Origin of the sequence: Chromohalobacter sp. (assembly GCF_039830575.1) — a bacterium.
In the GTDB taxonomy this organism is placed as follows: domain Bacteria; phylum Pseudomonadota; class Gammaproteobacteria; order Pseudomonadales; family Halomonadaceae; genus Chromohalobacter; species Chromohalobacter israelensis.
Genome location: NZ_JBDOOX010000018.1, coordinates 1 through 22,377, shown reverse-complemented (window position 1 = coordinate 22,377; position 22,377 = coordinate 1). Strand labels below are relative to the sequence as shown.

The following is a 22,377-nucleotide window of genomic DNA, read 5'->3' as shown; positions in this document are numbered from 1 at the left end:
TCAACCGTCGCACGCACGCCGTGACGACAACAAGAAGAAATGCCCATGCTCGACGTTCTCCGACGCATCATTCAGGAAGTCAACGGCGCGCGTAGCCTGGAAGCCGCGCTGGCGACCATGGTGCGCCGGATTCGCAAGGCGATGCGCACCGATGTGTGCTCCGTCTATCTATTCGATGCCGAGCGCGATCGCCTGGTGCTCATGGATACCCTGGGCCTGCGTACCCAGGCGGTGGGACAGGTGAGCATGCCGCTGGGCGAAGGGCTGGTCGGGCTGGTCGGCCAGCGCGAGGAGCCTCTCAACCTCGAGGATGCACCGTCGCATCCGTATTTCCGCTATTTTGCCGAAACCGGCGAGGAGCGCTTTTCGAGCTTCCTCGGCGTGCCGATCATTCACCAGCGCCGCATGCTCGGGGTGCTGGTCGTGCAGCAGCAGGCCATGCGTCGCTTCGATGAAGGCGAGGAGGCCTTCCTGATCACCATGGCGGCCCAGCTGGCCGGCGTGCTGGCGCATGCCATGGCCACGGGCACGCTGACCCGTCCGACCGAGGCCGATGGCCAGGCGATGTTCTCGGGCATCGCGGCATCGCCCGGCATGGCGGTGGGAGAACTGGTGGTGCTGATGCCCCCGGCCGACCTGAACAGCGTGCCCGACTTGATTCCCACCGACATCGATGCCGAGATCGCGCGTCTGCACGAGGCCATCGATAACGTGCGCAAGGAGATCGGCGTCGCGGCCGCGCGCCTGGTCAAGCGTATTTCCGCCCAGGAAGTCGCCCTGTTCGATGTCTATCAGCAGATGCTGGGGGACGCTGCGCTGGGCCAGGAAGTCGAGAAGCGCATTCGCGAAGGGCAGTGGGCACCCGGCGCGCTGGCCGATGTGGTCAAGCGGCACGTGCAATACCTGGAGCGTGTCGACGACAACTACCTGCGCGAACGGGCCGCCGACATTCGCGATCTGGGGCGGCGCGTGCTGTCGCACCTGCAGGAAGACAGTCCGCGCACGCCGGATACCTTCCCCGAGCAGACCATCCTGATCGGCGATGAGCTGAGTGCCGCCTCGCTCGGCGAGGTGCCGCGCGACAAGCTGGTCGGCCTGGTGTCGATTCGCGGGTCGAGCACCTCGCATGTCGCCATCCTCGCCCGGGCAATGGGCATCCCCACGGTACTGGGGATGGTGGACTTGCCACTGCCCCGCCTCAACGGCGCGCGCGCGATCCTCGATGGCCATCGCGGGCGCTTGTTCGTACGCCCGGATGCGGAACGCGAACACCACTATCGCAACCTGATCGCCGAGGAACGCGCGCTGAGCGATGTGCTCGAGCACGAGCAGGACCGCCCCAGCGAGACACCCGACGGTCACAGCATGCCGCTGATGGTCAATACCGGACTGACGGTGGAGGCCGTGGCCTCGCTCAAGTCCCGGGTCGGCGGCGTGGGGCTCTATCGCACCGAGGTGCCGTTCATGATGAACGAGCGCTTTCCCAGCGAGCAGGAGCAGACGCGGCTGTATCGCGATCAGCTCGAGAGCTTCGCGCCGCTGCCGGTGGTGATGCGTACGCTGGATATCGGCGGCGACAAGGACTTGCCGTACTTTCCCATCGACGAGGCCAATCCGTTCCTGGGGTGGCGGGGCATCCGCGTGACGCTGGATCATCCCGAGGTGTTGATGGTGCAGTTGCGGGCGATGCTGCGCGCCTCGGTGGGGCTCGACAACCTGTGCATCCTGCTGCCCATGATCTCGAGCATCGAGGAGGTCGATGCCGCGCTCAAGCTCATCGACCGTGCCCTGCGCGAGTTGGCGGAGGAGGGCGTGAGCCTGGCGCGGCCGCGCATCGGGGTGATGATCGAGGTGCCGGGAACCCTGTATCAGCTGGATGCCCTGGCCGCGCGGGTCGATTTCTTCTCGGTGGGCAGCAACGACCTGACCCAGTACCTGCTGGCGGTGGATCGCAACAACCCGCGCGTGGCCAGCCTCTACGACGCCTGCCATCCGGCGGTGCTGAGCGCCTTGTCCCATCTCGCCCGCGAGTCGCGGCGTCTGCGGGTGCCGGCCTCGGTGTGCGGCGAGCTGGCGGGGGATCCCGCGGGTGCCTTGCTGCTGATGGGGATGGGCTTCGAGACGCTATCCATGAATGCGCCCAGCCTGTCGCGCGTGCGTGCAGCGATTCGGCGTGTATCGCTGAAGGACGCCTGCACGCTGCTGGACGAGACCCTGCAACTGCCCACGACGGCGGCGGTGCGTGCGCATCTGCGGCAACGCCTGGGCGGCTGGAAACTCGCCCATCTCCTGCCCCCCGAGGACTGAACGACGGGCGTGACGATCACGGCGTAGACAAGGCAAGACGTTGCTCGCTGTCTCCGTCCCGTCGGGCATCGGGGCCGAAGCGTGCTTCTTGCAGCACGATGGCGTCACGCCGCCATTCCACCAATGTCGTGGCTCGCGTGCCGTAACGCTGGCCGCGAATGAAGATCGGCGACAGGAAGCGTTCCATTTCCAGACCGACGCCGGTGTCGGGCAGCCGGTCGGCAGGGGCCGGACGCGTGTCGCGCATCAGGGCCCAGGCGTGGGCCTCCCATGACGTCTGTGCGAGGGCATGCGCGAATCCCTCGCGGGCTCTTTTCAGCTTCGGCCAGGGGGTATCCAGCGTGGCGTTGGAGACCCCGTGCACGCCGGGCGAAAGGGACGTCAGCGTCGTCGCCTCCGGGCCGTGATGCAGGTGCCACAGCGCGTTGCCATCGCAGTACAACAGGTTGAACCAGGCGTATGCCGCTGCCTCGCCGGCGGCGAGCGCCTCGAGCCACTCGCGTGGTGCTTCGTGAATCAAGGCGCGGCAGGGCAAGGCGCCACGACTCGGCGGCGCGGCAGGGGCGGGATGAAGGGGCGCACGGACGTTGGTGACGGCGGCCAGGCGCCCGGCCGTCGACGCCGCCAGCCAGGTGCCGCCGGCCTGAAGATCTCGCCCGCCGACCAGTGACGGTGCATCTTCCCAGGGCGCCAGGGCGCGTGTCGGCCTGTCGTGGGTTTCGTCGCGGTTGGCGGCGAGACGCAGTGGTACCTCGTCCCCCGGACGCCAGTCGAAAACGATCAAGCACATGGCGTGTGCCTCTCTTTGGCTGCATGCCGCCAGCCTAACGCGCCACACCCGGCCCCGCACGCGTCATGACAGTCGATAAGCGAGCGCGTACACTCGCTGCATCGATACGGGCAGGGTAGAGAATGCACCACGCTGCGACTTCTTCGAGCGTCCATCGTTCGCGTTGGAAGGCCTTGCTGGGGCCCTTGCTGCTGGCCGAGATCGGCTTCACGCTGCTGTGTCTCGGCGCCGGTGCCTTGATCTGGCAGGCCAGCGAGCGTCGTGAAACGGAAAACGAACTGGCGCGCCTGCAGGCGTCGCACAGTGTCTACGCGCGCCAGCTGGATACACGCCTGTCGACTCAGCAGCAGCACTTGCGCATGCTGTCGCGCGCCACGCGTCGTGTACTGGTGTCAGCAGCCACGCAGACCAGACCGGCTCGCATCCTGACATCGGACCTGCCCGCAGTGTTGTCCCGCGACGATGTCGAACGCGTGATGACCACGCTGCTGGACGACTACTACGCCATGGACTCCCTGGTCAGCCGTCTCTTCGTGATGCCTGAGGGCATGCGTGCCTTCAGCGTTCCCGAGCCTCTGCACGAGACCGCCTTGCCTCCCTACCAGCGCGATGCGACACCGCAGGGGACAGACAGCGTGGTCTGGTGGCCGCGGGCGTCCTCGCCGGAGGGATACCTGGTCGCGACGCGAAATGTCATCGAAGACGGCCACTATCTCGCGAGAGTGGGGCTGGAAATCTCCATGGCCCAGTTGCAACAGCTCATTCGCGATGAAGCGGGCAGCGCCGGCGAACATTGGCTGGTCGATGCCGAAGGGCGCTCGCTGATGCGTGACGAGGCCACGCGCGTATTGCCCGACGCGGCGGGACGTTATGGCATGCAATGGCTGGAAGGACGGGACCAGGCATTGCTCTGGGATACCCTGCCAAGCACCGGCTGGCGGCTGGTGAGTCGTCTTCGTCTTCCCGACGACAGTGCCTGGCAGAAGGCGCTCCCATGGCTGAGCATCGGCCTGATCATGGGCAATGTGCTGATCTTCGCGGGCTTCGTGATGGTGCTCTACTGGCGCATGCAGCGCGAAGAGGAAGGCTGGCAAGCGGCCTTGGCGGGGCTTGGAGGATGGTTGACGCGGCTGGGCGAGACGCCGCCGTCTCACGAGGACACGTCGTACACGACGCTCGAGACGATGCTGGCGCGTCTCGAACCTCACTTGCGGAAGCGGACATCGAGTGACGACTGGGACATGGTCTCCTGGTCGGGACGCTTGCAGTTGCCGGCCCTGCTGACTGAAGGCGGCATGCTCGTCGGCCTCAACCCCACCCTGGCCGGCTTGATGGGGGAGCGTCCCGATGCCTTTCGCGGCACCACGTTGTCGGCATGGCTGGCACCGCGCCTCGTCGATGACCAGCGCCGCCGAATTCGCCTGACCGATGCGCGCGGCGATACGCGCGAATACCGGCTCGAGTGCTTGACCGTTCAAGGCGAGCATACGGTATGGGGGCTTTTCGATCAGGCCGACATCGATGACACCCTGCATCAGCTGCGCGTGGCGCGCGATCAGGCGCGTGAGGATGCGCGGCTCAAATCCGGCTATCTCGACCATCTGCGTCAGGAACTCGAGTCGGCGCTGACGGATACGGCGGCTCGGGACGATCAGGATTCGCCTGGTACCGCGGCGTTGCGAAAACGACTCGACGACGCGCTGATGCTGCTGGAGACCTTGACCGAGCGTCCCAAGGGACCTGAGGCAGCCGCGCAAGAATCGCGGCCACGCGTGCTGGTGGTCGACGACGGTCCCGTGAATACGCTGCTGGCCTGCAGCGTGCTCGAGCGCCAGGGATGTCAGGTGGAGACCGCCACCAGTGGCGAGGAAGCCCTGGCGCTGGCCGAGCATCAGGCGTTCGACCTGGTGTTCATGGACATCTACATGCCGTCACTGGACGGCATGGAAACCAGCCGACGCTGGCGGCGTCTGGAAAGGCGGCTCGCCAGGGGGCATGCCAGTGTCCTGGTGGCGCTGACCGCGAATGTCACGGAAGCCGGGCGGGAAGCCTTTCTGCAAGCCGGCATGGACGATTGTCTGGCGAAACCGTACCGGCCGGGCGATCTGGTGGCCATGGTGCGTCGCTGGCTCGGAACGGCCAACCCGTCGGACGAGTAGTCGGCGCTTCAGCGCCATCGTTGCCGCCCGGCGGCGGCTATCGTAAGGTGGCGCTCCTGCCGCCGACACTACCGTATGCAAGGAGAGCGCATGCTGACCTATCCCGATATCGATCCCGTCGCCATCGCCTTGGGGCCCTTCAAGGTGCACTGGTATGGGCTGATGTATGTCGTGGGCTTCGTGGGCGCCTGGTGGCTGGGCCGGCGGCGTGCCGATCGGCTCGGGGTTCAGCCGGACGCGATCGGGGATCTGCTGTTCTATGGTGCGCTCGGTGTGGTACTCGGCGGGCGCGTGGGGTATGCGCTGTTCTATGGCTTCGAGCGCCTCGCGGCCGATCCGCTGTGGATCTTCCAGGTCTGGGATGGCGGCATGAGCTTTCACGGCGGCCTGATCGGCGTTCTGATCGCTGCCTGGCTGTTCGCGCGCAAGCATCGACTGGCGTTCTTCCAGTTGACCGATTTCGTCGCTCCACTGGTGCCCCTCGGCCTGGGTGCCGGGCGTATCGGCAACTTCATCAACCATGAGCTGCCCGGTCGTGTGACCGATGTGCCCTGGGCGCTGGTGTACCCGGGACTGGGTCCCGAGGGGCGGCATCCCTCGCCGTTGTACGAGTTCGCGCTGGAAGGCGTGGTGATGTTCGTCGTGCTCTGGTGGGTCTCAAGCCGGCCGCGTCGTCGTGGTATGATATCTGGTTTGTTCCTGTTGCTTTACGCGGTATTCCGCTTCTCGGTCGAATTCGTGCGTCGGCCCGACCCGCAGCTCGGGTTCATCGCCTTCGACTGGTTGACCATGGGCCAACTCCTGACCGTGCCCATGGCGCTGGCCGGCATCGCGCTGTGCGTGTGGTCGCGGCGCCAGCCGGTCGACGACGCGCGCATGCAGGCGGCGACGTGAGCGCCGCCCACTCATTCTCGGCGCGGCCGTGCCGCGCCTTCACCGTTTAACGTTCGGACGACATGCAACCCTATCTCGACTTAATGCGCCACGTGCTCGAGAACGGCGTGGAAAAAAGTGACCGCACCGGCACGGGGACGCTCAGCGTCTTCGGCCATCAAATGCGCTTCGATCTGGCCGCGGGATTTCCGCTGGTGACCACCAAGAAGCTGCATTTGCGCTCGATCATCCACGAACTGCTGTGGTTCTTGCGCGGCGACACCAACATCGCCTATCTCAAGGAAAATCGCGTTCGCATCTGGGATGAATGGGCCGACGAGAACGGCGATCTGGGGCCCGTGTATGGCTACCAATGGCGTAGCTGGCCGCGTCCGGATGGCGGCCATGTCGATCAGATTGCCAATGTCGTCGAGCAGATCAAGCGCAACCCCGATTCCCGCCGCCTCATCGTCTCGGCCTGGAACCCGGCACTGGTCGACGAGATGGCGTTGCCGCCGTGCCACGCCCTGTTCCAGTTCTATGTCGCCGAGGGGCGGCTGTCCTGCCAGCTGTATCAGCGCAGCGCCGACATCTTCCTCGGCGTGCCATTCAACATCGCCAGCTACGCGTTGTTGACCCACATGGTGGCGCAGGCCTGTGACCTGGCGCCGGGCGAGTTCGTGCACACCCTGGGGGATGCCCACCTGTACCTCAACCATCTCGAGCAGGCACGCTTGCAATTGAGCCGCGAGCCTCGCGCGCTGCCTCGCCTGGTGCTCAATCCACGGGTCAAGGATGTGTTCGCCTTCACGTTCGATGACATCGCCATCGAAGACTACGATCCGCATCCACACATCAAGGCGGAGGTGGCCGTATGAGCGACGCGACCCCACGTACCGAGACCTCCTGTATCGAGACGGTCGTGCCCATCGCGCTGGTGGCGGCGATGTCGCGCAACCGCGTCATCGGCGTCGACAACAAGTTGCCGTGGCATCTGCCCGAGGACCTCAAGTTCTTCAAGGCCGTGACCATGAGCAAGCCGCTGGTCATGGGGCGCAAGACGTTCGAGTCCATCGGCCGGCCGCTGCCCGGGCGTCTCAACATCGTCGTCACCCGCGACCGTGGCTATGCGCATGACCATGACGGGATTCGCGTGTGCCACGATCTTGCCAGTGCCCTCGACATGGCCGATGGCCAGGCCATCATCGATGGCGTCGAGGACATCTGCGTGATCGGGGGCGGCGAAATCTTTGCCGAGGCCTTGCCCTGCGCCTCGCGGCTCTACTTGACCGAGGTAGACATCGAGGTCGAGGGCGATGCCTGGTTTCCCGCGTTCGACGCCCGCGAGTGGCAGGAAACGCAGCGCGTGCCGGGCCAGGGCGGCGAGGGCAAGCCCGAGTACGCCTTCGTGCACTACACGCGTCGCGACGATGCCGGTACCGACGCGTCCGCCCAGACCTGAGAATGCGTGACGGGCGATCGAGGTTGCCAGCGCGCCGAAGCTGGCACAGACTTACCCGATAGCCCGCATGGGCTGGGCTTGTCTGCCGATGCGACGCGCAGGCGATTCGGTGGCCCAGCGTTGTTCAAGGCAACCAGGGAGTGCACGCCTTGCTGACCGACCACGCCGACGCCCTGTTCAGGGCACTGGAACATCATGCCGAGGCTTGCCAGGCCGAACTCGAGGCGGCTCGTGGGCAACTATCGGCACTCGAAGCGGAAAATCGTGCGTTGCGTGAGCGCTTGCTGGCGCTCGCCGAGCTGGAACCCGCCGAGGCCGAGACCCCGGCCACCCAGGCGGAGCTTCCCGATGCGGGAGCGAAGGCTCGGGGGCTGGGGCCGATCGCCTTTCGCGGGCCGCGTCGCACGTCGGAAACGGCTTCCTCGTCATCCTCCAACGCCTCGATGTCGGATGCATCGCCATTGTCCACCGAGTCGGATGACGAGACGCCCCAGGCCCGTCTGGCACTGGGCGCGGAACACGAACCGCCGTCTCCCCAGGCGCTGTTGTCGCAATGGTATCGGCGTTATCCGGACACCTTCTTCAAGGGGCATACGCAGCCGCTCAAGACAGGCATCCATCTGGATCTCGTGGCGCGCGAGCCCTGGCCGGAAAAGCTCGTCCGTCGTGCGCTGGCCTGCTATGTGCATTTGCCGCGTTATCTAAAGGCCGTACGCGCCGGCGTCATGCGGGTGGATCTCGATGGGCAGGCGGTGGAGGCCGTGACCGAAGGCGAAGCGCGCCACGCGCGCAAGCAACTCGACGGACTGACGCAGAAGCAGAAAAAGCAGCAGCGCCACCAGCAGGAACGCAAGGAATCCGAGCAGCTGGAGCGCAAGCTGAGTCAATTGCTGGCCAAGCACGGGCGTTGAATGTCGCGCAAGACGGTAAAATGATGAGAGGAAAAAAGGGGCATAAGCCCCTTTTTTCTTTCCATGACTCCGCTCGTTGTCAGTCGCGCGACTGAGGGGATGCGACTTTTGTCGTAAACTCGGGTGCCGTTGAAGTTTGCCTCTTGTCAGCGATGCTCTGAGTCGTAAAGATGAGAGGCCGTCGATGTCACGCCGTTGTCATGTCTCAGGCGTACGTTGACGTCTGGGCCTTGCGGGGCCGGCTCGCGGTGGAGGAAGGCTTGACCGATTCGTCAGGTGACGCGGAAGGAAAACAGTGTTTTTTTCTTGTTGCGTTCTCCGAAAGACCGGTATAAGGTTTCCTTGCGAGCATTGGATAACAACAAGGCTTTATGAACTCGTCTCGGCATTGTCCAAGGCATGTCGAGAAAAAACCGGGTCGAAAGCCGACTGCATTTGCAGACACGATCGAACAGTAAGCTAGTTAAGGAACCTATCGCGATGAAAAAGACGCTCTTAGCGACTGCCGTTGCCGGTGCCCTGGGCGCCTCCGCCGCTGCACAGGCTGCCACTGTCTACAACCAGGACGGCACGCAACTCGACCTATACGGCAACATTCAGCTTGCCTACAAGTCCGTCGACAATATCGACGGTAACTCCGAAGACGAGCTGTTCGACAACGGCTCCACCATCGGCTTCTCCGGTCAGCACATCATCAACCCGGGCCTGACCGGCTACTTCAAGGCCGAGCTCGAGCACGACGCCGACGAATCCAAGATCGACGGCGGCCTCGACACCGGCGACCAGGCTTACCTGGGCCTGAAGGGCGACTTCGGTGACGCCCGTGTCGGTTCCTGGGATCCGCTGATCGACGACTGGATCCAGGACCCGATCTCCAACAACGAATACTTCGACGTTTCCGACTCCAGCAGCGACCTGGGTAACCTTTACGGCGATGATTACGGCCTTGACGCTACTGCGGATCGCGAAGGCGACAAGGTTCAGTACGTCTCGCCGTCACTGGCTGGCCTGCAGTTCGCCGTCGGCGCGCAGTACAAGGGCGACGCCGAGGACGAGTTTGATGCCGGTGACGATTACGAAAACCAGGGCTCCAATGCTTCCTTCTTCGGTGGCCTGAAGTATACCGTTGGCGCCTTCTCCATCGCGGCCGTCTATGACGACCTCGATAACTACACGCTCGAAAGCACCACTGGTGGCGATGACATCGAAGCCAAGGCCTATGGCTTGAACGCTCAGTACACCATGGATGCCCTGCGTATTTCCGCCAAGGCGGAAAACACTGATGTCGACTACGCCGGTGAAAACGGCGACATCAAGCGCTACGCGCTGGGTGCCCGCTACGGTTATGGCTTCGGCGACGTCTACGGCTCCTACCAGTACGTCGATGCCGATAAGGAAGTCGCGGCTGTAGCTAACCCGGCAGGCTACAACGCAAATGGTGGGGGCCACAGTCTCACTGCACCGGGTTCTTACGACGGCGACGACAGTTTCAACGAATTCGTGCTTGGCGCGACGTACAACCTGTCTCCGGCCATGTACACCTTCATCGAGTACGCACAGTACGATCGTGAAAACGACTTCGGTGACGGTGTCTCTGTGGGTGCCCTCTACAGCTTCTAAGCTGTCGATGCCCCAGCGATCTTGAAGGTCGCATGAAAACGAAAGCCGGCTCATCGAGCCGGCTTTTTTTTATGTCTCGTGCATGGTGTACAGAAGTTATAAATTTTCAGTACATAACTTGTACAACGGTGAATGGGCTGCTATGTCGAAAGTGTCCGAGTGGCAAGGGTGCTAACGGCATCTTGCGCGACGGCTGGTGTGAGCCAGCGATAGTCCATCCCTGCTCTGATTGACCCCGCATTCTTGCGGGGTTTTTTTTGTCACCGACTCTATAGGGTGGCGTGATCAGAGGGAGCTTTCTTCCTCGGCGACAGCATCGCATGCCCTGGAAGTGCGGCAGGAAGCACGAGCGAGAATCCGGCGTGCATCGTCGCGTATTTCTTCGCGCCAGGTATCGGGTTTGACGACCTCCACGCTGGCCCCCATTCCCTTTAGCCACCAGAGGGTCTGCTGGTCGTCGGGCAGGGTGGCGGTGAGCCGTTGCCAATCGCCATGCGCCAAAGGCTCGAGGCGTTGCTCGTTCGACAGCGGTGTCTCGGAGAGTAGCCAGGCGACGTGTGGGGCAACGTTGGCGACCAGCTCGACATCATCGGGCGTCTGCCGATAGCCGAAGGCGCCGTCGGCGATGTAGGCGTCGAGGTCGAACCCTGGCGATGCGCGCCACGGACACTGGCTGATGGTCGCGTGACGTATGCGATGCAGCGCGAATTGGCGTATATCGTCGTAATCCCCCACGGTCGCCACCACATAGGTCACGCTGTACCGACTGACCAGGCCTTGTGGATGCAGGGTCAGCGTTTTATGGCTCTCGCGGCTGCGCGACAGGTAGCACACTTCGAGTGCCCGGTTTTCCAGCAGGGCCTGGGCCACGCATTGCCATACCGCATTGTCGATGGCGGCGGGCAGGAGTGCTTTGCCATTGGGAAGGGCGCGCACACGTTGCGTCCACTGGCTCAGGCCGTTGTCGCTCAAGTCGTCCAGCACCCGGTGGGCATCGGCGAACTGAGGCGATAGCTGGTCGACGACGACGGGCGGTAAAAGCCCCTTGAGGTGTTCTTCGGCAAGTATCAGGGTAAGCGCGCTGGGCAGGTCCAGCGCCGGCAGGTGGCTTTGAAACTGGCGGTCGAAATACCAGCGGAAGGGTTTGTGCGAGTCGTCACAGATCAACGGGAAATGCAGTGCCAGCTTGTCGCGCAGATCCCGTTGCAGCGAGCGTGCATCGACCCTGAAGCCACGCTCGCGGAGCTTTTCCAGCAGCACGGGGGTGGCGATGCGGCCGGGGCTGCGTGGAATCAACTGCAGCAGGGTCAGGTAGCGAAAGAGTGTATCGCGCACATCGGACATGACATTCTCGCCTTTGATTACGTTTAATTACATATCGTTATCGGCTATTACCTGACTTTGTTTAGCATCATGGGGTTTAGTACCACTGAATTTGCTTGCTCAAAGGTCGCGCAGGCGTTTGGCAATCGGGATGGGCAGATGCTGAGTGCATCGATAATCGTTGGCCAGCATGCGTGTATGGGCGCGCCAGCTTTCCGTCAGCCGCCGGTCGACCGTGCCCAGTCTGAAATCGGCATCACGCCGAGCGTGGCGCGATGACGGTGACGTCAGGCATTCCTGCCAGAGTCTATCTGTAGGGAGTTCCTGCTCCAGGGCGGGGTGGGTCAGAAGCCAGTCGTATACCTCGTTCGCCGGTCGCGTGACCTTGGCGAAGAACAGCACCGACGAACTGGGCAGGGCATAGCCTTGTTGCAGCAGCAGGCTGTTGATTTCGTGATCCCATGCCAAATGCCAGAGAGCGTGCTCCGGGTCATCGGGCAGCAAATAGCCGAAAGCGCAGTGCCAGAGCAGATGGGCCTGCAGATAGCGGCGGCTTGCCGTATCCAGCGTAGCGCTGAAGCGAGCATCGAAGTAGAGCGCATGGCCATCGGTAGTCGCCGTGGCGAGGCGGTCGTCGATCACGGGGATCAGCGGCAGGCTCGCCGCCAAGTCGGCATTCAGCGGTACCTCGTCACTCCAGACCCTGCGATCCGCTTCCCACAAGGCGAGCTGTTCGTCTTTTAGTGCCCAGGCTTCCTTGTCTCGAACATCGCCACGCTTGCGTGCGACATACGATGCTAGATATGTCACCACCCCGTTTTCCATGTCGATCTCCTATCGATAAAGACGAGACGGCATGAGTATTGCGCTGGGGAGCGACAAGCGGTGTCGCAAAGTGTGCAACGCCGTAGTGTGACTCACGGCAAGAAAAGCCCGCGACGAGCGCGGGCTTTCCAGGTGCTACCGATAGGGAATGCTTACAGCTGGCCCAGCAACCGCATGTCCTTGCGAAGTTCCTGGGGGACGTCTTCGGTCAGCACCAGGTTCAGCGTTTTGCCACCGTCATGGCTGGCCACGCTCTCGCCAAGGCCTGCATCGATGTCGTCCGGACTGAGGGTGTACATGGCGCCGGTCAGCGGGTCGACGACCAGCCAGCCGATCAGGCCGCCGAACAGAATATTGCCCCCGATATACCAGCCGTTGGGGGCACTGGTGATCGAAATTGCGCGCGAGTCGTAGCCTTCTTTGCTGAGCTCGACGGTATAGCTCTTGCCGCCGAAGTAAGAGCCATCGGCCTTTTTCAAGGTCACGGTCGTCGGCGTGGTGCCTTGAAAGACTTCCTGGCTATGTTCGTCGGAAATCACCACGTCCGCCTTCGAAGGCGTGCTGTTGATCGTGATCTGCTGGTCCGTATCGCCCACGATGCTGGCGCAACCTGAAAGCGATACCATCCCCGCCGCGCAAATGGCGGCTGCCGTTTTTTTGAGAGTCATGGTGTTCCCTTGCGTATATCGAATTTTAATTAGCCCCGAAAGGCCGCGCTATCCTACCGGGGGCGAGCGCGTAGCTCAACGCAAATGTCTCATGACTTAATTAGCGAGATAATGGCGTCATGATGCCCGCAAGTCCCCCTGATTGACCTCATCTGGTAAAGGCAACTCTTGCGGACAAAAACGATCACTCTCAGATCCCGGTCTGCATACTTTTTGCAACGTCTGCCCCCCCTGATACCAGGCCTGGCGGCTGATACCCAGAAAGCGGCATGCCGTGCTGATGGTCAACCCGATAACGCGTTCTTGCGTGAGGACCTGGCGGACCACTTTCGCCAGCGCCCGGCCGGGCGCTCGCCGTTGTGCTGGTCAAGAGGTGAATGGCGGCGGGTATCGGATAGGAATCGGTTGCAGCGATTCAGTTGGTGGTCTAATGCAAGTTCGAGAGGTTTCGTTCTTCTAACAATCAGGGGTGTGACATGAACACTTTTTGGCCGGTGGGTGCCGTGATCGTGACCATGGCGATTTCCTTCGTCTCGGCGCCTGACAGCGCCGCTGATATCGAATGCAGTCGGGATGGCATTCGATCATCGATGATGGAGAAACGAGCCTCTTTCCTGGCGTTTCTGGAGGGGATCGATGACCCAGAGTCGGTTCTCGAAAAGTATCGGAGCGAGTTCGAGGCACTTCGTGAGCGATATGACTACGAGAGCATCTACGCGGAGCTGGAAAGCTTGGAAGAGAACCCCGAGCAGCAGCCATCACCTGAGCTCTGTGAAAGGGTTCAGGAGTCCGGCAAGGTCGTTGATAGCTTCATCAACTCCCACTCCGATTAATCCTTGTCAGAAAGCGTCTGGCGCAAAGCCGGGCGACGTCCACAGGGAACCAACGCAATGCGTTTCCGCATCGGCAAACGGCGTTCTGCTGGCCTGCGACTGCCGGAACTGGCCTCGGTCTTGGCTGAGGCGAGGGCAGGTGGAGCGGAGCCCATCAAGATGAGGAGAAATGCGCAATGGCGGGACTTGCGATGGCGCCCCCGATAGGATTCGAACCTATGACCTATCCCTTAGGAGGGGATTGCTCTATCCAGCTGAGCTACGGGGGCGTGATCGGGTGGGCATTATAAGCGCCCGGGCGCCTGGGATAAACCCGCGTTTTGCCTGGACTCTGCGAGAAGCGCCAGCGGATAGAACGGCTCTGCGTCCTCGGCGAGATAGTGAGCTTCGAGTTCCTGGCTGGGCAGGGGATGGCCGATGAGAAAGCCCTGTACCATGTCGCAGCCCAGCTGCCGCAGTACATCCAGTTGTTCGACGCTTTCGACGCCTTCGGCCAGGACGACGCGCTGCATGGCGTGGGCCATGTCGATGATGCCGCTGACGTAGCGGCGTTGCTGGGGACGCTCGGCGAGGCGGCGAATCACCGCCTGGTCGATCTTCACGATGTCGATGGGGAGCTGGCTGGCATATGTCAGCGAGGATACGCCGGAGCCGAAGTCGTCGAGGGCGATTTGCGCGCCGAGTCGACGGGCATGCTGAAGCTGGTTGTACGCCAGGTCGATGTCGTGGAACTGGGCGGTCTCCACCACTTCCACGTTGAGAAAGGGCGAAGCGAGGGCGTGGCGTTCCCGAGCCTGTGCCATGTCGTCGGCGAGCTGGCCGGATTCGACCTGGTCGCGCGTCACGTTGATGCTGACGGTGACCGCCATGTCGCGTGCCTGAAAGCGCTGTACGGTATGCGCGGCCTGGTTGACCAGCCAGGCACTATAGACCCGCTCCAGCGACGAATGATTGACGATATCGATGAAATGGTGCGGCGCGAGCAAGCCCTGCTCGGGGTGGTACCAGCGCACCAGGGCCTCGAAGCTGACGATGCGTTCGTCGTTCAACGAGAGAATCGGCTGATAGAAAAGGGCCAGCTCACCGTCGTCCAGCGCGGTCTGTAGTCGGGTGTAGAGATCGTCGCCGTTGGCTTGCTGATGCTCGGTGATGGCGACCTGATTCTTGCCACGACTCTTGGCTTCGTACATTGCACTGTCGGCGGCGGCGATCAGGGCGTCCGGGGCAAAGCGGCTGTCGTCGGTATAGGCGATGCCCACCGAGGCGGAAAGCGTGATGGCATGTTCGCCGCGCAGCGCGATGGGGCTGATCAGATCATCGAGAATCTTGAAGGCGACCTTTTCGGCCTTTTCCGCGCTGCGCATGCCTGCCAGTGCGATGACGAATTCGTCGCCGCCCAGACGGGCGACCAGGTCGGTGCTGCGCGTCTGTTGCTTGAGCCGTTGGGCGATGGTCACGAGGGCGTCATCGCCGGCGGCATGGCCATAGGTGTCATTGACCGGCTTGAAGTCGTCGAGGTCGATGAACAGGACGGCGATTCCGATGCCGGTGTAGGAAAGCCCGGAGAGCAGATTTTCCAGTGCATCGCCGAAGTGTTCGCGATTGAACAGGCCCGTGAGCGGGTCGTAGATCGCGCGTCGTTCCAGGCGCGCCTGCTTCAGGTGCTTTTGGGTGATGTCGCGAAAGACGGCGATATAGTGCGTGATGGTGCCGTCGGCATCGTGGATCGCCGAAATGGTGGCGTTTTCGATCAACTGGCGGCCATCCTTGCGCACATTCCAGATATCGCCTGTCCAGTAGCCTTGCTGATGCACCGTGGCGAACAGGTTGTGGTAGAAGTTCGCATCGTGCTTGCCCGAGGACAGCAGGTGCGGCTTGCGTCCCAGGGCTTCGTCGGCACTGTAGCCGGTGAGCTTCGTGAAAGCGGGATTGACGTCGATGATGCGCTTGTCGGCATCGGTCACGAGAATGCCGTCGTGGGTGCTGTCGAAGACCGTTTCGGCCAGCGCCATGCGCTCCGTGGCGAGCTTGCGTGCAGTGACGTCGGTCGTGTAGCCGTGCCACAGCGTGCCGCCGTTGGACAAACGGGTGGGCACGGCGGAGCATTCCAGCCAGCGTAGCCCGCGAGTGGGATGATGATAGCGAAAGACGACCTGGCATAACCGCAGCGAGGTGGCGGAGGATGTCAGCGAGACACGCAGTCGCGTGCGATCGTCGTCCTCGATCCGGGAGAAGAAGCATTCGGCGTCGTGCGTCAATGCCATACGCTCGAGGCCGCAGTAATCGGCCAGGCGTTCACTGACGTGAGGGAAGTCACCGCGACCGTCGGGGGCCTGCCGGTAGTGGAACAGCACACCGGGCACCTGGGCGTTGAGCTGTTCGAGGAGGCGGCCTTGGATGCGCCAGCGGGTGCGAGATCGATGTTGTTCATTGATATCGCGCTGCACGCTGATCAGGTAGCAATGTCCCTCCTGACTGTATAGTGGGGCCAGCATCAGTTCGCTGTCGAAACGGGTGCCATCCTTGCGGCGGTTTTCGAGGGTTAGCGTCAGCGGTGTGTGTTCTTCGATGGCACGGTGCAGGCGATGGTTGGCCTCTGGGTCCGTGTCGCCCGTCTGCAGCAAGCGGCATGAGCGTCCCAGCACTTCCTCGCGCGTATAGCCTGTCAGCTGTTCGAACCCCTTGTTGGCGAACACCAGCGGACAGCCGGGCAGGTCGCCATCGGCAATCGTGAGGGCGATGCCAGGGACTTCCAGCAGCTCGGTCAGTGACGGCGGCAAGGTGTGTGGAGCCAAGGGTCTCGTGTCCTATGCGTTCTCCACGCGGCGGCGTGGTGATGGCGTGGTTTCACCGGTCGAAGGCCGGGCCGCGATACAATGACTTGCCGTGGCATGCGCTGGCGGGCCCGGTACCGGTCGCCATGCACGAAAGCCCCGGGTGCTCTGGGCTGGAGGCGACCCCCCAGCAACGCTAGACTACCCGTTTTTGGTATTCCGGCGCCAGACATTGCCCCGAAAAGTGTCGGCAAATGCCGACATTTTATAACGTTTGCATGATAGGTGAGGTCAGTGGGCAGAGCGAAGCACGAGGAGACGGCCGATGATGCCGCCAAGCGCGATCGGGTCTTCGACGGCCTGGCCGACAAGTTCGCCGCCGGCTTGTACGGCACGCCGCGTGGCGCGATTCGCCTGGCGGTGCTCGAGCATGTCCTGCCCCGTGAGTTGCCCGCCGACGCTCGTCCGGCGCTGGACGTGGGTGCCGGTCTGGGGCAGATGAGCGAGTGGCTGGCCCGGCGCGGGCATGCCGTGACCCTGGTCGAGCCCTCCCGGGACATGCGCGAACGTGCCATGGCCAGGGTGGCGGGGCTGGCGGTCACGCCGCTGGATGCCACCTGGCAAACGCTGGCCGAGCGTGCCCCCGGTCCCTGGGGGCTGATCATCTGCCATGCGGTACTGGAATGGCTGGCCGAGCCGCGTGACGCCTTTGCGCGCCTGGCGTCGCTGCTGGCGCCTGGCGGGTACTTGTCGGTGATGGTCTTCAATCGCGATGCGCTGCGCTTTTCCAATGTGGTCAAGGGCAATCTCGCCAAGGCGCTCGACGACCGTCTGGAGGGGCTGGGCAAGCGCCAGCGCCTGACGCCGATCTCACCGCTCACCGATGCCCAGGTGCGCGCGTGGAGCCAGGAGGCGGGGCTGTCGCTGGTCTCGGTCACGGGAGTGCGTATCTTCCACGACTATCTGGCCGACCGCGATGTCTCGCCCGAAAAGCTCGATCAGCTCATCGAGCTCGAGTGTCGTTACTGTCAGCAAGACCCTCACTGGCGGCTGGGCCGTTATCTGCATTACACATTGTTCAAACCGGAGACTGCGTCATGAGCGCCGAGACGCCCCCTTGTCAATTGCTCGAGCGTCAGTCGGAGGCGTATCGCGACTGGTTGTGGGTCGCGCCCCCCCACGATGCGTGGCTGCACACCATGGGCGGCAGCGTCTGGAGTGCCGATGCCGCGATTTGCCAGGCCTGGCGCGCGCGCGGACGTCCCGTGCATGCTGATCTGGCACCGACCTTGACCGCACCGGTGCCCGGCGCCGTGCTGTTCTGGCCCAAGGCGCATGCGCTGGGCGAGTGGTGGCTGCTGGCGCTGTGTGCCGCGCTTCCCGAGGGGACGCCGCTGCAAGTGGTCGGCGAGCACCAGGGTGGGGTCAAGCGCGTGCTCAAGTCGCTGGCGGCGCTGGGCCTGGGGTGCCGCAAGGTGGACAGCGCTCGACGCTGCACCTTGTACGCCACGCGCACCGCGCGGTTGGCGTTGTCGCCGGAGGCGGCCTGGACACGCTTCGAGGCGGCGGGACTGACCCTGGAAAGTCATCCCGGCGTCTTCGGTCATGGCAAGCTGGATGACGGCACGCGACAACTGCTTGAAGTGCTGCCCACGGCATTGGGCGATCCCGCGGGACAACGTGTGCTCGATGTGGGCTGCGGCGACGGCATTCTCGGCGCATGGCTCGGCGTACGGGGCGCGCAGGTCGCGGCGGTGGATCTCGACGCCTTCGCGGTGGCGGCGACGCGGCGCACCTTTCAGGCCAACGGGGTCGCGGGCGAGGCCTGGCAAAGCGATGTCTTCGGTGACGTCTCGGGCAGCTACGACGCCATCGTCAGCAACCCGCCGTTCCATCAGCAGCGCGCCATCGACTACGGCCCCGCGGAGCGTCTGATCCGCGAAGCGCCGGCCCGGCTCGTGCCCGGCGGACGCCTGGTGCTGGTGGCCAATGCCTTCCTGCCGTACCCACGCTGGCTGGAAGACGCCTTCGGCGAGTTCACGGTGCTGGCCGATGATCGGCGTTTTCGGGTCTACCAGGCGGTGAAGACGAGACGCTGACGCTGCACCAGGCCCGGCTCAGGCCTCGGGGTCGTAGGCGATGTCCGTGATGATGTAGGCGGTGTCGCCGCCCGGCGCGTTGACGGTGACGTCCTCGTCGAGTCCCTTGCCGAGCAGGGCTTGGGCGAGCGGGGCGTCGACACTGATCCAGCGCTTGTCGGTATCGGTTTCGTCGTGACCGACGATGCGGATCGTCATTTCCTCGCCGTCGTCATCCTCCAGCGTCACGTAGGCGCCGAAATAGACGCGTGAGGTATCCGCGGGCAGGCGATCGACGACCTGGAGTTCGTCGAGGCGCTTGCCCAGGTAGCGAATACGCGCAATGACGCGATTGAGTTCCTTCTTGTTGTAGGTGTAGTCGGCGTTTTCGCTACGGTCGCCGAGCGCGGCCGCCTCACCGACCTTGGTGGAGAGGGCGGGACGCTTGACGCGGGAAAGGTGCTCGTGGATGCCCTTGAGCCGGGCATAGCCCCGTGCCGTGATCAATGAGCTTTTCTTTTCCTGGCGTGGATCCTTGGCCGGATCGCGCCAGCGAGTCATGTTGCGGCCTTTCATGCCTACCTCCAGAGCGTGGAGTGATTACCCTACGCAAGCCTCGACGGTACGCCAAGCCCGATGTCGGGCCATGAACGTGGCCACTACGACGAATCGACGTCGCGATTGAGTCAAACGTTCGTTACATTTCTGGAGGTATCGATCACGCCCCATGGGGCAACACGCTGGAGGTCGTCATGAAAGCTCGTCTTGTCACGTCGTATTGCGCAGCGCGTCGTCGCGCGTCGCGAAAAGTGGGGGCTGTCTTGCTGGTCGCGTTACTGGGGGCGGGGCTCGGTGCGCCGGCCTGGGGCGAAAGCGCCGGAGATGGGGTGTATCCGTTGATGTCCCGCTGGGGCAACGTGGAGTACACCATGCAGGGCGCGGCGCAGGAAAAGGCCTTCGCACGCCTGGCGGAGGATGCCGAGGCACTGGCCGAGGCGCATCCCGATAGCGCACGCGTGTTGACCGCCAAGGGCGTGGTACTGGCGTCGTACGCCAAGGCGAAAGGCGGACTGGGCGCCCTGGACCTGGCCAAGCGAGCACGCCGGGCGCTGGAGCGCGCCATCGAGCTCGACCCGCGTGGCGACGATGCTTCGGCCTATGTGACGCTGGGCGCGCTCTACGACCGTGCGCCGGGGTGGCCGGTGGCGTTCGGCGATGATGACAAGGCGGAGACCTTGCTGCGCCGTGCCGTGGACATCCGCGGCGATGGCATCGACACGCATTACTTCTATGCGACCTATCTGCGCGACGAGGGCCGCCTCGACGAGGCGCGTCGGCATGCGCGTCTCGCGGTGGAGGGCAAGGCCCGCGACGGCCGTGCCTCGGACGAAGCGCTGCGCGAGCGGGCGCGGCAACTATTGAAGGAATTGTCGTAATACATGAGCCGCGCGGTTGGCATTGCCGCGCGGCGTCGGGATAATGAGGCGCATTGTGCCGTGCATCGGGACGAAGCGCCTGCGGGCCGTTTCGCCTCCCCACGGCCTCACTGTCAGGAGGCGTCATGGCCGAACAGTCTCATCCCCACGCGCCACGTTACGCGCACGAGGCCGTCGAGGCGCGCCACGACGAGCCCTTGCAAGCGGGGTTTTTCCGGCTCGAGCGGCGGCATTACCGGCATCGCCGCTTCGACGGCAGCTGGAGCGAGCGGGTGGTCCGCGAAGTGCATGTTCGCCACGACGCGGTGGGCGTGCTGCTCTACGACCCCGGGCGGGACAACGTGGTGCTCGTCGAGCAGATCCGCGCCGGTGCGCTGGACGATCCCTGCAGTCCCTGGAAGCTCGAACCAGTGGCCGGCCTGGTCGATCCCGGCGAGACCACGGCCGAAGTCGCACGACGTGAAGCGCAGGAAGAAGCCGGCTGCGAGATCGACGAACTGATCGAACTGCACACCTATTACCCGAGCCCCGGGGCCTGCACCGAACGCGTCACGCTGTATTGCGGTCTGATCGACAGTCAGGGCCTCGGCGGCGTGCACGGTCTCGCGGAAGAACACGAAGACATCCTGGTCCACGTCATGGCGTTCGCCGAGGCGTGGGCGTTACTCGAACGGGGCACCATCGACAACGCGATGGCGCTGATCGGCATGCATTGGCTGGTGCGCGAACGGCCATCCTTGCGGGCAAGGAGGTAGACGATGGCGAAAACGGCATATGTCAATGACCTCAAGTCGCTCCAGGGGGAGTGCACCGCCAACTATCTGCGCCTGAGCCGTCTGCTCGGCGACCTGGAGGCAGGGGAAACCCGCGAGGTCGCCCTGGCCGGCGAGCACCGTCGCTTCGGTTCGCTGTGGCTGGAAGTCCTCGAGTGCGCGCCTTATACGACGATTTGTCGTGTCTCGCAAAGCGGCGTGCTGGACGGGATCATCGAGTCACCGCGCATGCGCGTGCATCTGTACCACGATGCGCGCATGGCCGAAGTCACCGACTTTCAGCGCCAGCGCCATTTCCAGGGGCGCTACCGCTACCCCAACGCACGCATGCACCAACCCGACGAGAAACTGCAGCTCAACCGGTTCCTGGGCGAATGGCTGGAACATGGCCTGGCCCATGGGTTGACCGCGGACGTGCCGGAGCTGCCGTGATGCGTCTGGTCCAGATCAGCGACTGCCACCTGTGTGCCAATCCGGAAGCCCGTTCGCGCATCGGCTATCCCCTGCATCAGTTGCGTGCCGTCGTCGCGCGGGCGCGGCAGTTGCGCCCGGACATCGTGCTGGTCACTGGCGACATCAGCCAGGACGAGTCGCCCGCTGCATACCGCCACGCCTACGAGGTGTTCTCGGCGTTCGAATGTCCCTGGTTCTGGATGACCGGCAACCACGACCATCCCGAATTCATGGCGGAGCTGCACCCGTTTCACGACGAGCTCGACCTGGGCGAGTGGCGACTGCTGTTGCTCGACTCCCGCGTGCCGGGGCAGGCGGCTGGCGAGCTCGGACAGGGCCCCCTGCAGGATCTGGCCGCGCGCCTCGAAGAAGACGACCGGCCCACCTTGCTGGCCATGCACCATCCCCCACTGGAAATCGGCTCGGCCTGGATGGATGCCCTGGGCCTGGCGGATCGCGAAGCGCTATGGCAGACCCTGGCCGCCTATGGCCAGGTGCGCGCGATTCTATGCGGGCACATCCACCAGGCCTTCGCCGCACGGCATGCGTCGTCGCAAGGCGAGATCGCCGTGTACGGCTGTCCCGCCACGGCGGACCAGTTCCTGCCGCGACAGGCGGACTTCGCCCTGGACGAGGCCTCGCGTCCCGGGTTCCGCGTGATCGATCTGGAAGGCGAACGGCTCTCGACCTGGGTCGAGCGCGTCGATCCGTGAGCGTGACGGTCGCAGCCCTTTATGCCTTTGTGTACTTAAAAGATAGTCCTTAATTCTTTGACGTTATCATGTGTCTCTGGGTAACGTGGCCGCCATGATCGGTCCCCGTGGTGTGAGCAGACGTGCTGTGAGCAGGCACGCGGGGCTTTACTCGTTTTCGCCGCCATGTGGCATGTCTCGCGCCATGCGGCGGCCGTGTTCAAGAGAGGTTGCCGAATCGCGATGCTTTCTCCCGAGCGACAGACCCACCTCAAGCAGCTTGAGGCGGAATCGATCCATATCATCCGCGAAGTGGCCGCCGAATTCGCCAACCCGGTGATGCTGTACTCCATCGGCAAGGATTCGTCGGTGATGCTGCATCTGGCCCGCAAGGCGTTCT

General features: G+C 63.6%; 21 protein-coding genes and 1 tRNA gene. 15 read left to right on the top strand and 7 right to left on the bottom strand.

What is annotated here, in order from left to right; all coding sequences use genetic code 11:
- Positions 1–45: 45 nt before the first annotated feature.
- The gene (gene ptsP / locus ABGX75_RS16525) at positions 46–2,307 is read left to right on the top strand and encodes a phosphoenolpyruvate--protein phosphotransferase (RefSeq protein WP_035415060.1); all 2,262 of its coding nucleotides are present in this window, start codon (positions 46–48) and stop codon (positions 2,305–2,307) included.
- Between the two features lie 16 nt (positions 2,308–2,323).
- Here ptsP and ABGX75_RS16520 read toward each other — a convergent pair whose 3' ends face one another.
- Positions 2,324–3,097 carry an NRDE family protein gene (locus ABGX75_RS16520; protein ID WP_347410940.1) on the bottom strand — a complete coding sequence of 258 codons (774 nt, stop codon included), beginning with the start codon at positions 3,095–3,097 and terminating at the stop codon, positions 2,324–2,326.
- 173 nt (positions 3,098–3,270) lie between these two features.
- Between ABGX75_RS16520 and ABGX75_RS16515 the strand changes: the two genes are divergently transcribed.
- From ABGX75_RS16515 to ABGX75_RS16490, 6 genes are all read left to right on the top strand, one after another.
- Positions 3,271–5,256, top strand: a complete 1,986-nt coding sequence (locus ABGX75_RS16515) for a response regulator (protein ID WP_347410941.1) — start codon at positions 3,271–3,273, stop codon at positions 5,254–5,256.
- 90 nt (positions 5,257–5,346) lie between these two features.
- Entirely contained in the window at positions 5,347–6,150 is an 804-nt protein-coding gene (gene lgt / locus ABGX75_RS16510; protein WP_011507866.1) for a prolipoprotein diacylglyceryl transferase, read from the top strand.
- Positions 6,151–6,212: 62 nt separating this feature from the next.
- Positions 6,213–7,007: a thymidylate synthase gene (locus ABGX75_RS16505; protein ID WP_011507865.1), complete on the top strand. Its 795-nt coding sequence runs from the start codon at positions 6,213–6,215 to the stop codon at positions 7,005–7,007.
- On the top strand, positions 7,004–7,591 hold the full coding sequence (locus ABGX75_RS16500; protein ID WP_287124808.1) for a dihydrofolate reductase: 588 nt from the start codon (positions 7,004–7,006) through the stop codon (positions 7,589–7,591). Before ABGX75_RS16505 ends, ABGX75_RS16500 begins: the two co-directional genes overlap by 4 nt.
- Before the next feature lie 149 nt (positions 7,592–7,740).
- Positions 7,741–8,502, top strand: coding sequence for a ProQ/FINO family protein (locus ABGX75_RS16495; protein WP_287124807.1), 762 nt, complete (start codon positions 7,741–7,743; stop codon positions 8,500–8,502).
- A 480-nt stretch (positions 8,503–8,982) separates the two neighbouring features.
- Complete coding sequence (locus tag ABGX75_RS16490) at positions 8,983–10,122, top strand: porin (protein ID WP_287124806.1); 1,140 nt, start codon at positions 8,983–8,985, stop codon at positions 10,120–10,122.
- Between the two features lie 285 nt (positions 10,123–10,407).
- Here the strand turns inward: ABGX75_RS16490 and ABGX75_RS16485 are convergent, their stop codons facing one another.
- From ABGX75_RS16485 to ABGX75_RS16475, 3 genes are all read right to left on the bottom strand, one after another.
- A complete protein-coding gene (locus tag ABGX75_RS16485; RefSeq protein WP_287124805.1) occupies positions 10,408–11,466 on the bottom strand; it encodes a WYL domain-containing protein in 1,059 nt (352 codons plus the stop codon).
- 99 nt (positions 11,467–11,565) lie between these two features.
- A complete protein-coding gene (locus ABGX75_RS16480; RefSeq protein WP_287124804.1) occupies positions 11,566–12,270 on the bottom strand; it encodes a hypothetical protein in 705 nt (234 codons plus the stop codon).
- A gap of 152 nt (positions 12,271–12,422) precedes the next feature.
- Positions 12,423–12,938, bottom strand: a complete 516-nt coding sequence (locus ABGX75_RS16475; RefSeq protein WP_011507859.1) for a hypothetical protein — start codon at positions 12,936–12,938, stop codon at positions 12,423–12,425.
- A 476-nt stretch (positions 12,939–13,414) separates the two neighbouring features.
- Between ABGX75_RS16475 and ABGX75_RS16470 the strand changes: the two genes are divergently transcribed.
- On the top strand, positions 13,415–13,771 hold the full coding sequence (locus ABGX75_RS16470; RefSeq protein ID WP_287124803.1) for a hypothetical protein: 357 nt from the start codon (positions 13,415–13,417) through the stop codon (positions 13,769–13,771).
- 192 nt (positions 13,772–13,963) lie between these two features.
- Here ABGX75_RS16470 and ABGX75_RS16465 read toward each other — a convergent pair.
- Together ABGX75_RS16465 and ABGX75_RS16460 are read right to left on the bottom strand one after the other, a co-directional pair.
- Positions 13,964–14,040, bottom strand: a tRNA-Arg gene (locus tag ABGX75_RS16465).
- 15 nt (positions 14,041–14,055) lie between these two features.
- Positions 14,056–16,566, bottom strand: a complete 2,511-nt coding sequence (locus ABGX75_RS16460) for an EAL domain-containing protein (RefSeq protein ID WP_287124802.1) — start codon at positions 16,564–16,566, stop codon at positions 14,056–14,058.
- Positions 16,567–16,839: 273 nt separating this feature from the next.
- Here ABGX75_RS16460 and ABGX75_RS16455 point away from each other — a divergent pair, with 273 nt between their 5' ends.
- Complete coding sequence (locus ABGX75_RS16455; RefSeq protein WP_287124801.1) at positions 16,840–17,646, top strand: methyltransferase domain-containing protein; 807 nt, start codon at positions 16,840–16,842, stop codon at positions 17,644–17,646.
- Positions 17,643–18,644, top strand: coding sequence for a class I SAM-dependent methyltransferase (locus ABGX75_RS16450; protein WP_035415074.1), 1,002 nt, complete (start codon positions 17,643–17,645; stop codon positions 18,642–18,644). Before ABGX75_RS16455 ends, ABGX75_RS16450 begins: the two co-directional genes overlap by 4 nt.
- An 18-nt stretch (positions 18,645–18,662) precedes the next feature.
- Here ABGX75_RS16450 and greB read toward each other — a convergent pair whose 3' ends face one another.
- On the bottom strand, positions 18,663–19,199 hold the full coding sequence (gene greB, locus ABGX75_RS16445) for a transcription elongation factor GreB (protein WP_084076041.1): 537 nt from the start codon (positions 19,197–19,199) through the stop codon (positions 18,663–18,665).
- Between the two features lie 176 nt (positions 19,200–19,375).
- On the opposite strand from greB, the gene ABGX75_RS16440 reads away from it, so the two are divergent.
- The 5 genes from ABGX75_RS16440 to ABGX75_RS16420 all read left to right on the top strand — a co-directional run.
- Positions 19,376–20,059, top strand: a complete 684-nt coding sequence (locus tag ABGX75_RS16440; RefSeq protein ID WP_011507850.1) for a hypothetical protein — start codon at positions 19,376–19,378, stop codon at positions 20,057–20,059.
- A gap of 125 nt (positions 20,060–20,184) precedes the next feature.
- Positions 20,185–20,814, top strand: coding sequence for an NUDIX domain-containing protein (locus ABGX75_RS16435; protein ID WP_287124800.1), 630 nt, complete (start codon positions 20,185–20,187; stop codon positions 20,812–20,814).
- 3 nt (positions 20,815–20,817) lie between these two features.
- Positions 20,818–21,264: a DUF1249 domain-containing protein gene (locus ABGX75_RS16430; RefSeq protein ID WP_011507848.1), complete on the top strand. Its 447-nt coding sequence runs from the start codon at positions 20,818–20,820 to the stop codon at positions 21,262–21,264.
- Positions 21,264–21,998 carry a metallophosphoesterase gene (locus tag ABGX75_RS16425; RefSeq protein WP_011507847.1) on the top strand — a complete coding sequence of 245 codons (735 nt, stop codon included), beginning with the start codon at positions 21,264–21,266 and terminating at the stop codon, positions 21,996–21,998. The genes ABGX75_RS16430 and ABGX75_RS16425 overlap by 1 nt, the downstream gene beginning before the upstream one ends.
- 222 nt (positions 21,999–22,220) lie before the next feature.
- Positions 22,221–22,377, top strand: a 157-nt coding sequence (locus ABGX75_RS16420; RefSeq protein ID WP_347410942.1) for a phosphoadenosine phosphosulfate reductase family protein, incomplete at its 3' end; no start/stop codon positions are given.

Bases quoted from the DNA above. Each gene is read 5' to 3' on its own strand.
- ptsP (WP_035415060.1), top strand. From the start codon at position 46: ATGCTCGACGTTCTCCGACGCATCATTCAGGAAGTCAACGGCGCGCGT.
- ABGX75_RS16520 (WP_347410940.1), bottom strand. From the start codon at position 3,097: ATGTGCTTGATCGTTTTCGACTGGCGTCCGGGGGACGAGGTACCACTG.
- lgt (WP_011507866.1), top strand. From the start codon at position 5,347: ATGCTGACCTATCCCGATATCGATCCCGTCGCCATCGCCTTGGGGCCC.
- ABGX75_RS16505 (WP_011507865.1), top strand. From the start codon at position 6,213: ATGCAACCCTATCTCGACTTAATGCGCCACGTGCTCGAGAACGGCGTG.
- ABGX75_RS16500 (WP_287124808.1), top strand. From the start codon at position 7,004: ATGAGCGACGCGACCCCACGTACCGAGACCTCCTGTATCGAGACGGTC.
- ABGX75_RS16490 (WP_287124806.1), top strand. From the start codon at position 8,983: ATGAAAAAGACGCTCTTAGCGACTGCCGTTGCCGGTGCCCTGGGCGCC.
- ABGX75_RS16485 (WP_287124805.1), bottom strand. From the start codon at position 11,466: ATGTCCGATGTGCGCGATACACTCTTTCGCTACCTGACCCTGCTGCAG.
- ABGX75_RS16480 (WP_287124804.1), bottom strand. From the start codon at position 12,270: ATGGAAAACGGGGTGGTGACATATCTAGCATCGTATGTCGCACGCAAG.
- ABGX75_RS16475 (WP_011507859.1), bottom strand. From the start codon at position 12,938: ATGACTCTCAAAAAAACGGCAGCCGCCATTTGCGCGGCGGGGATGGTA.
- ABGX75_RS16470 (WP_287124803.1), top strand. From the start codon at position 13,415: ATGAACACTTTTTGGCCGGTGGGTGCCGTGATCGTGACCATGGCGATT.
- ABGX75_RS16450 (WP_035415074.1), top strand. From the start codon at position 17,643: ATGAGCGCCGAGACGCCCCCTTGTCAATTGCTCGAGCGTCAGTCGGAG.
- greB (WP_084076041.1), bottom strand. From the start codon at position 19,199: ATGAAAGGCCGCAACATGACTCGCTGGCGCGATCCGGCCAAGGATCCA.
- ABGX75_RS16440 (WP_011507850.1), top strand. From the start codon at position 19,376: ATGAAAGCTCGTCTTGTCACGTCGTATTGCGCAGCGCGTCGTCGCGCG.
- ABGX75_RS16435 (WP_287124800.1), top strand. From the start codon at position 20,185: ATGGCCGAACAGTCTCATCCCCACGCGCCACGTTACGCGCACGAGGCC.
- ABGX75_RS16430 (WP_011507848.1), top strand. From the start codon at position 20,818: ATGGCGAAAACGGCATATGTCAATGACCTCAAGTCGCTCCAGGGGGAG.
- ABGX75_RS16425 (WP_011507847.1), top strand. From the start codon at position 21,264: ATGCGTCTGGTCCAGATCAGCGACTGCCACCTGTGTGCCAATCCGGAA.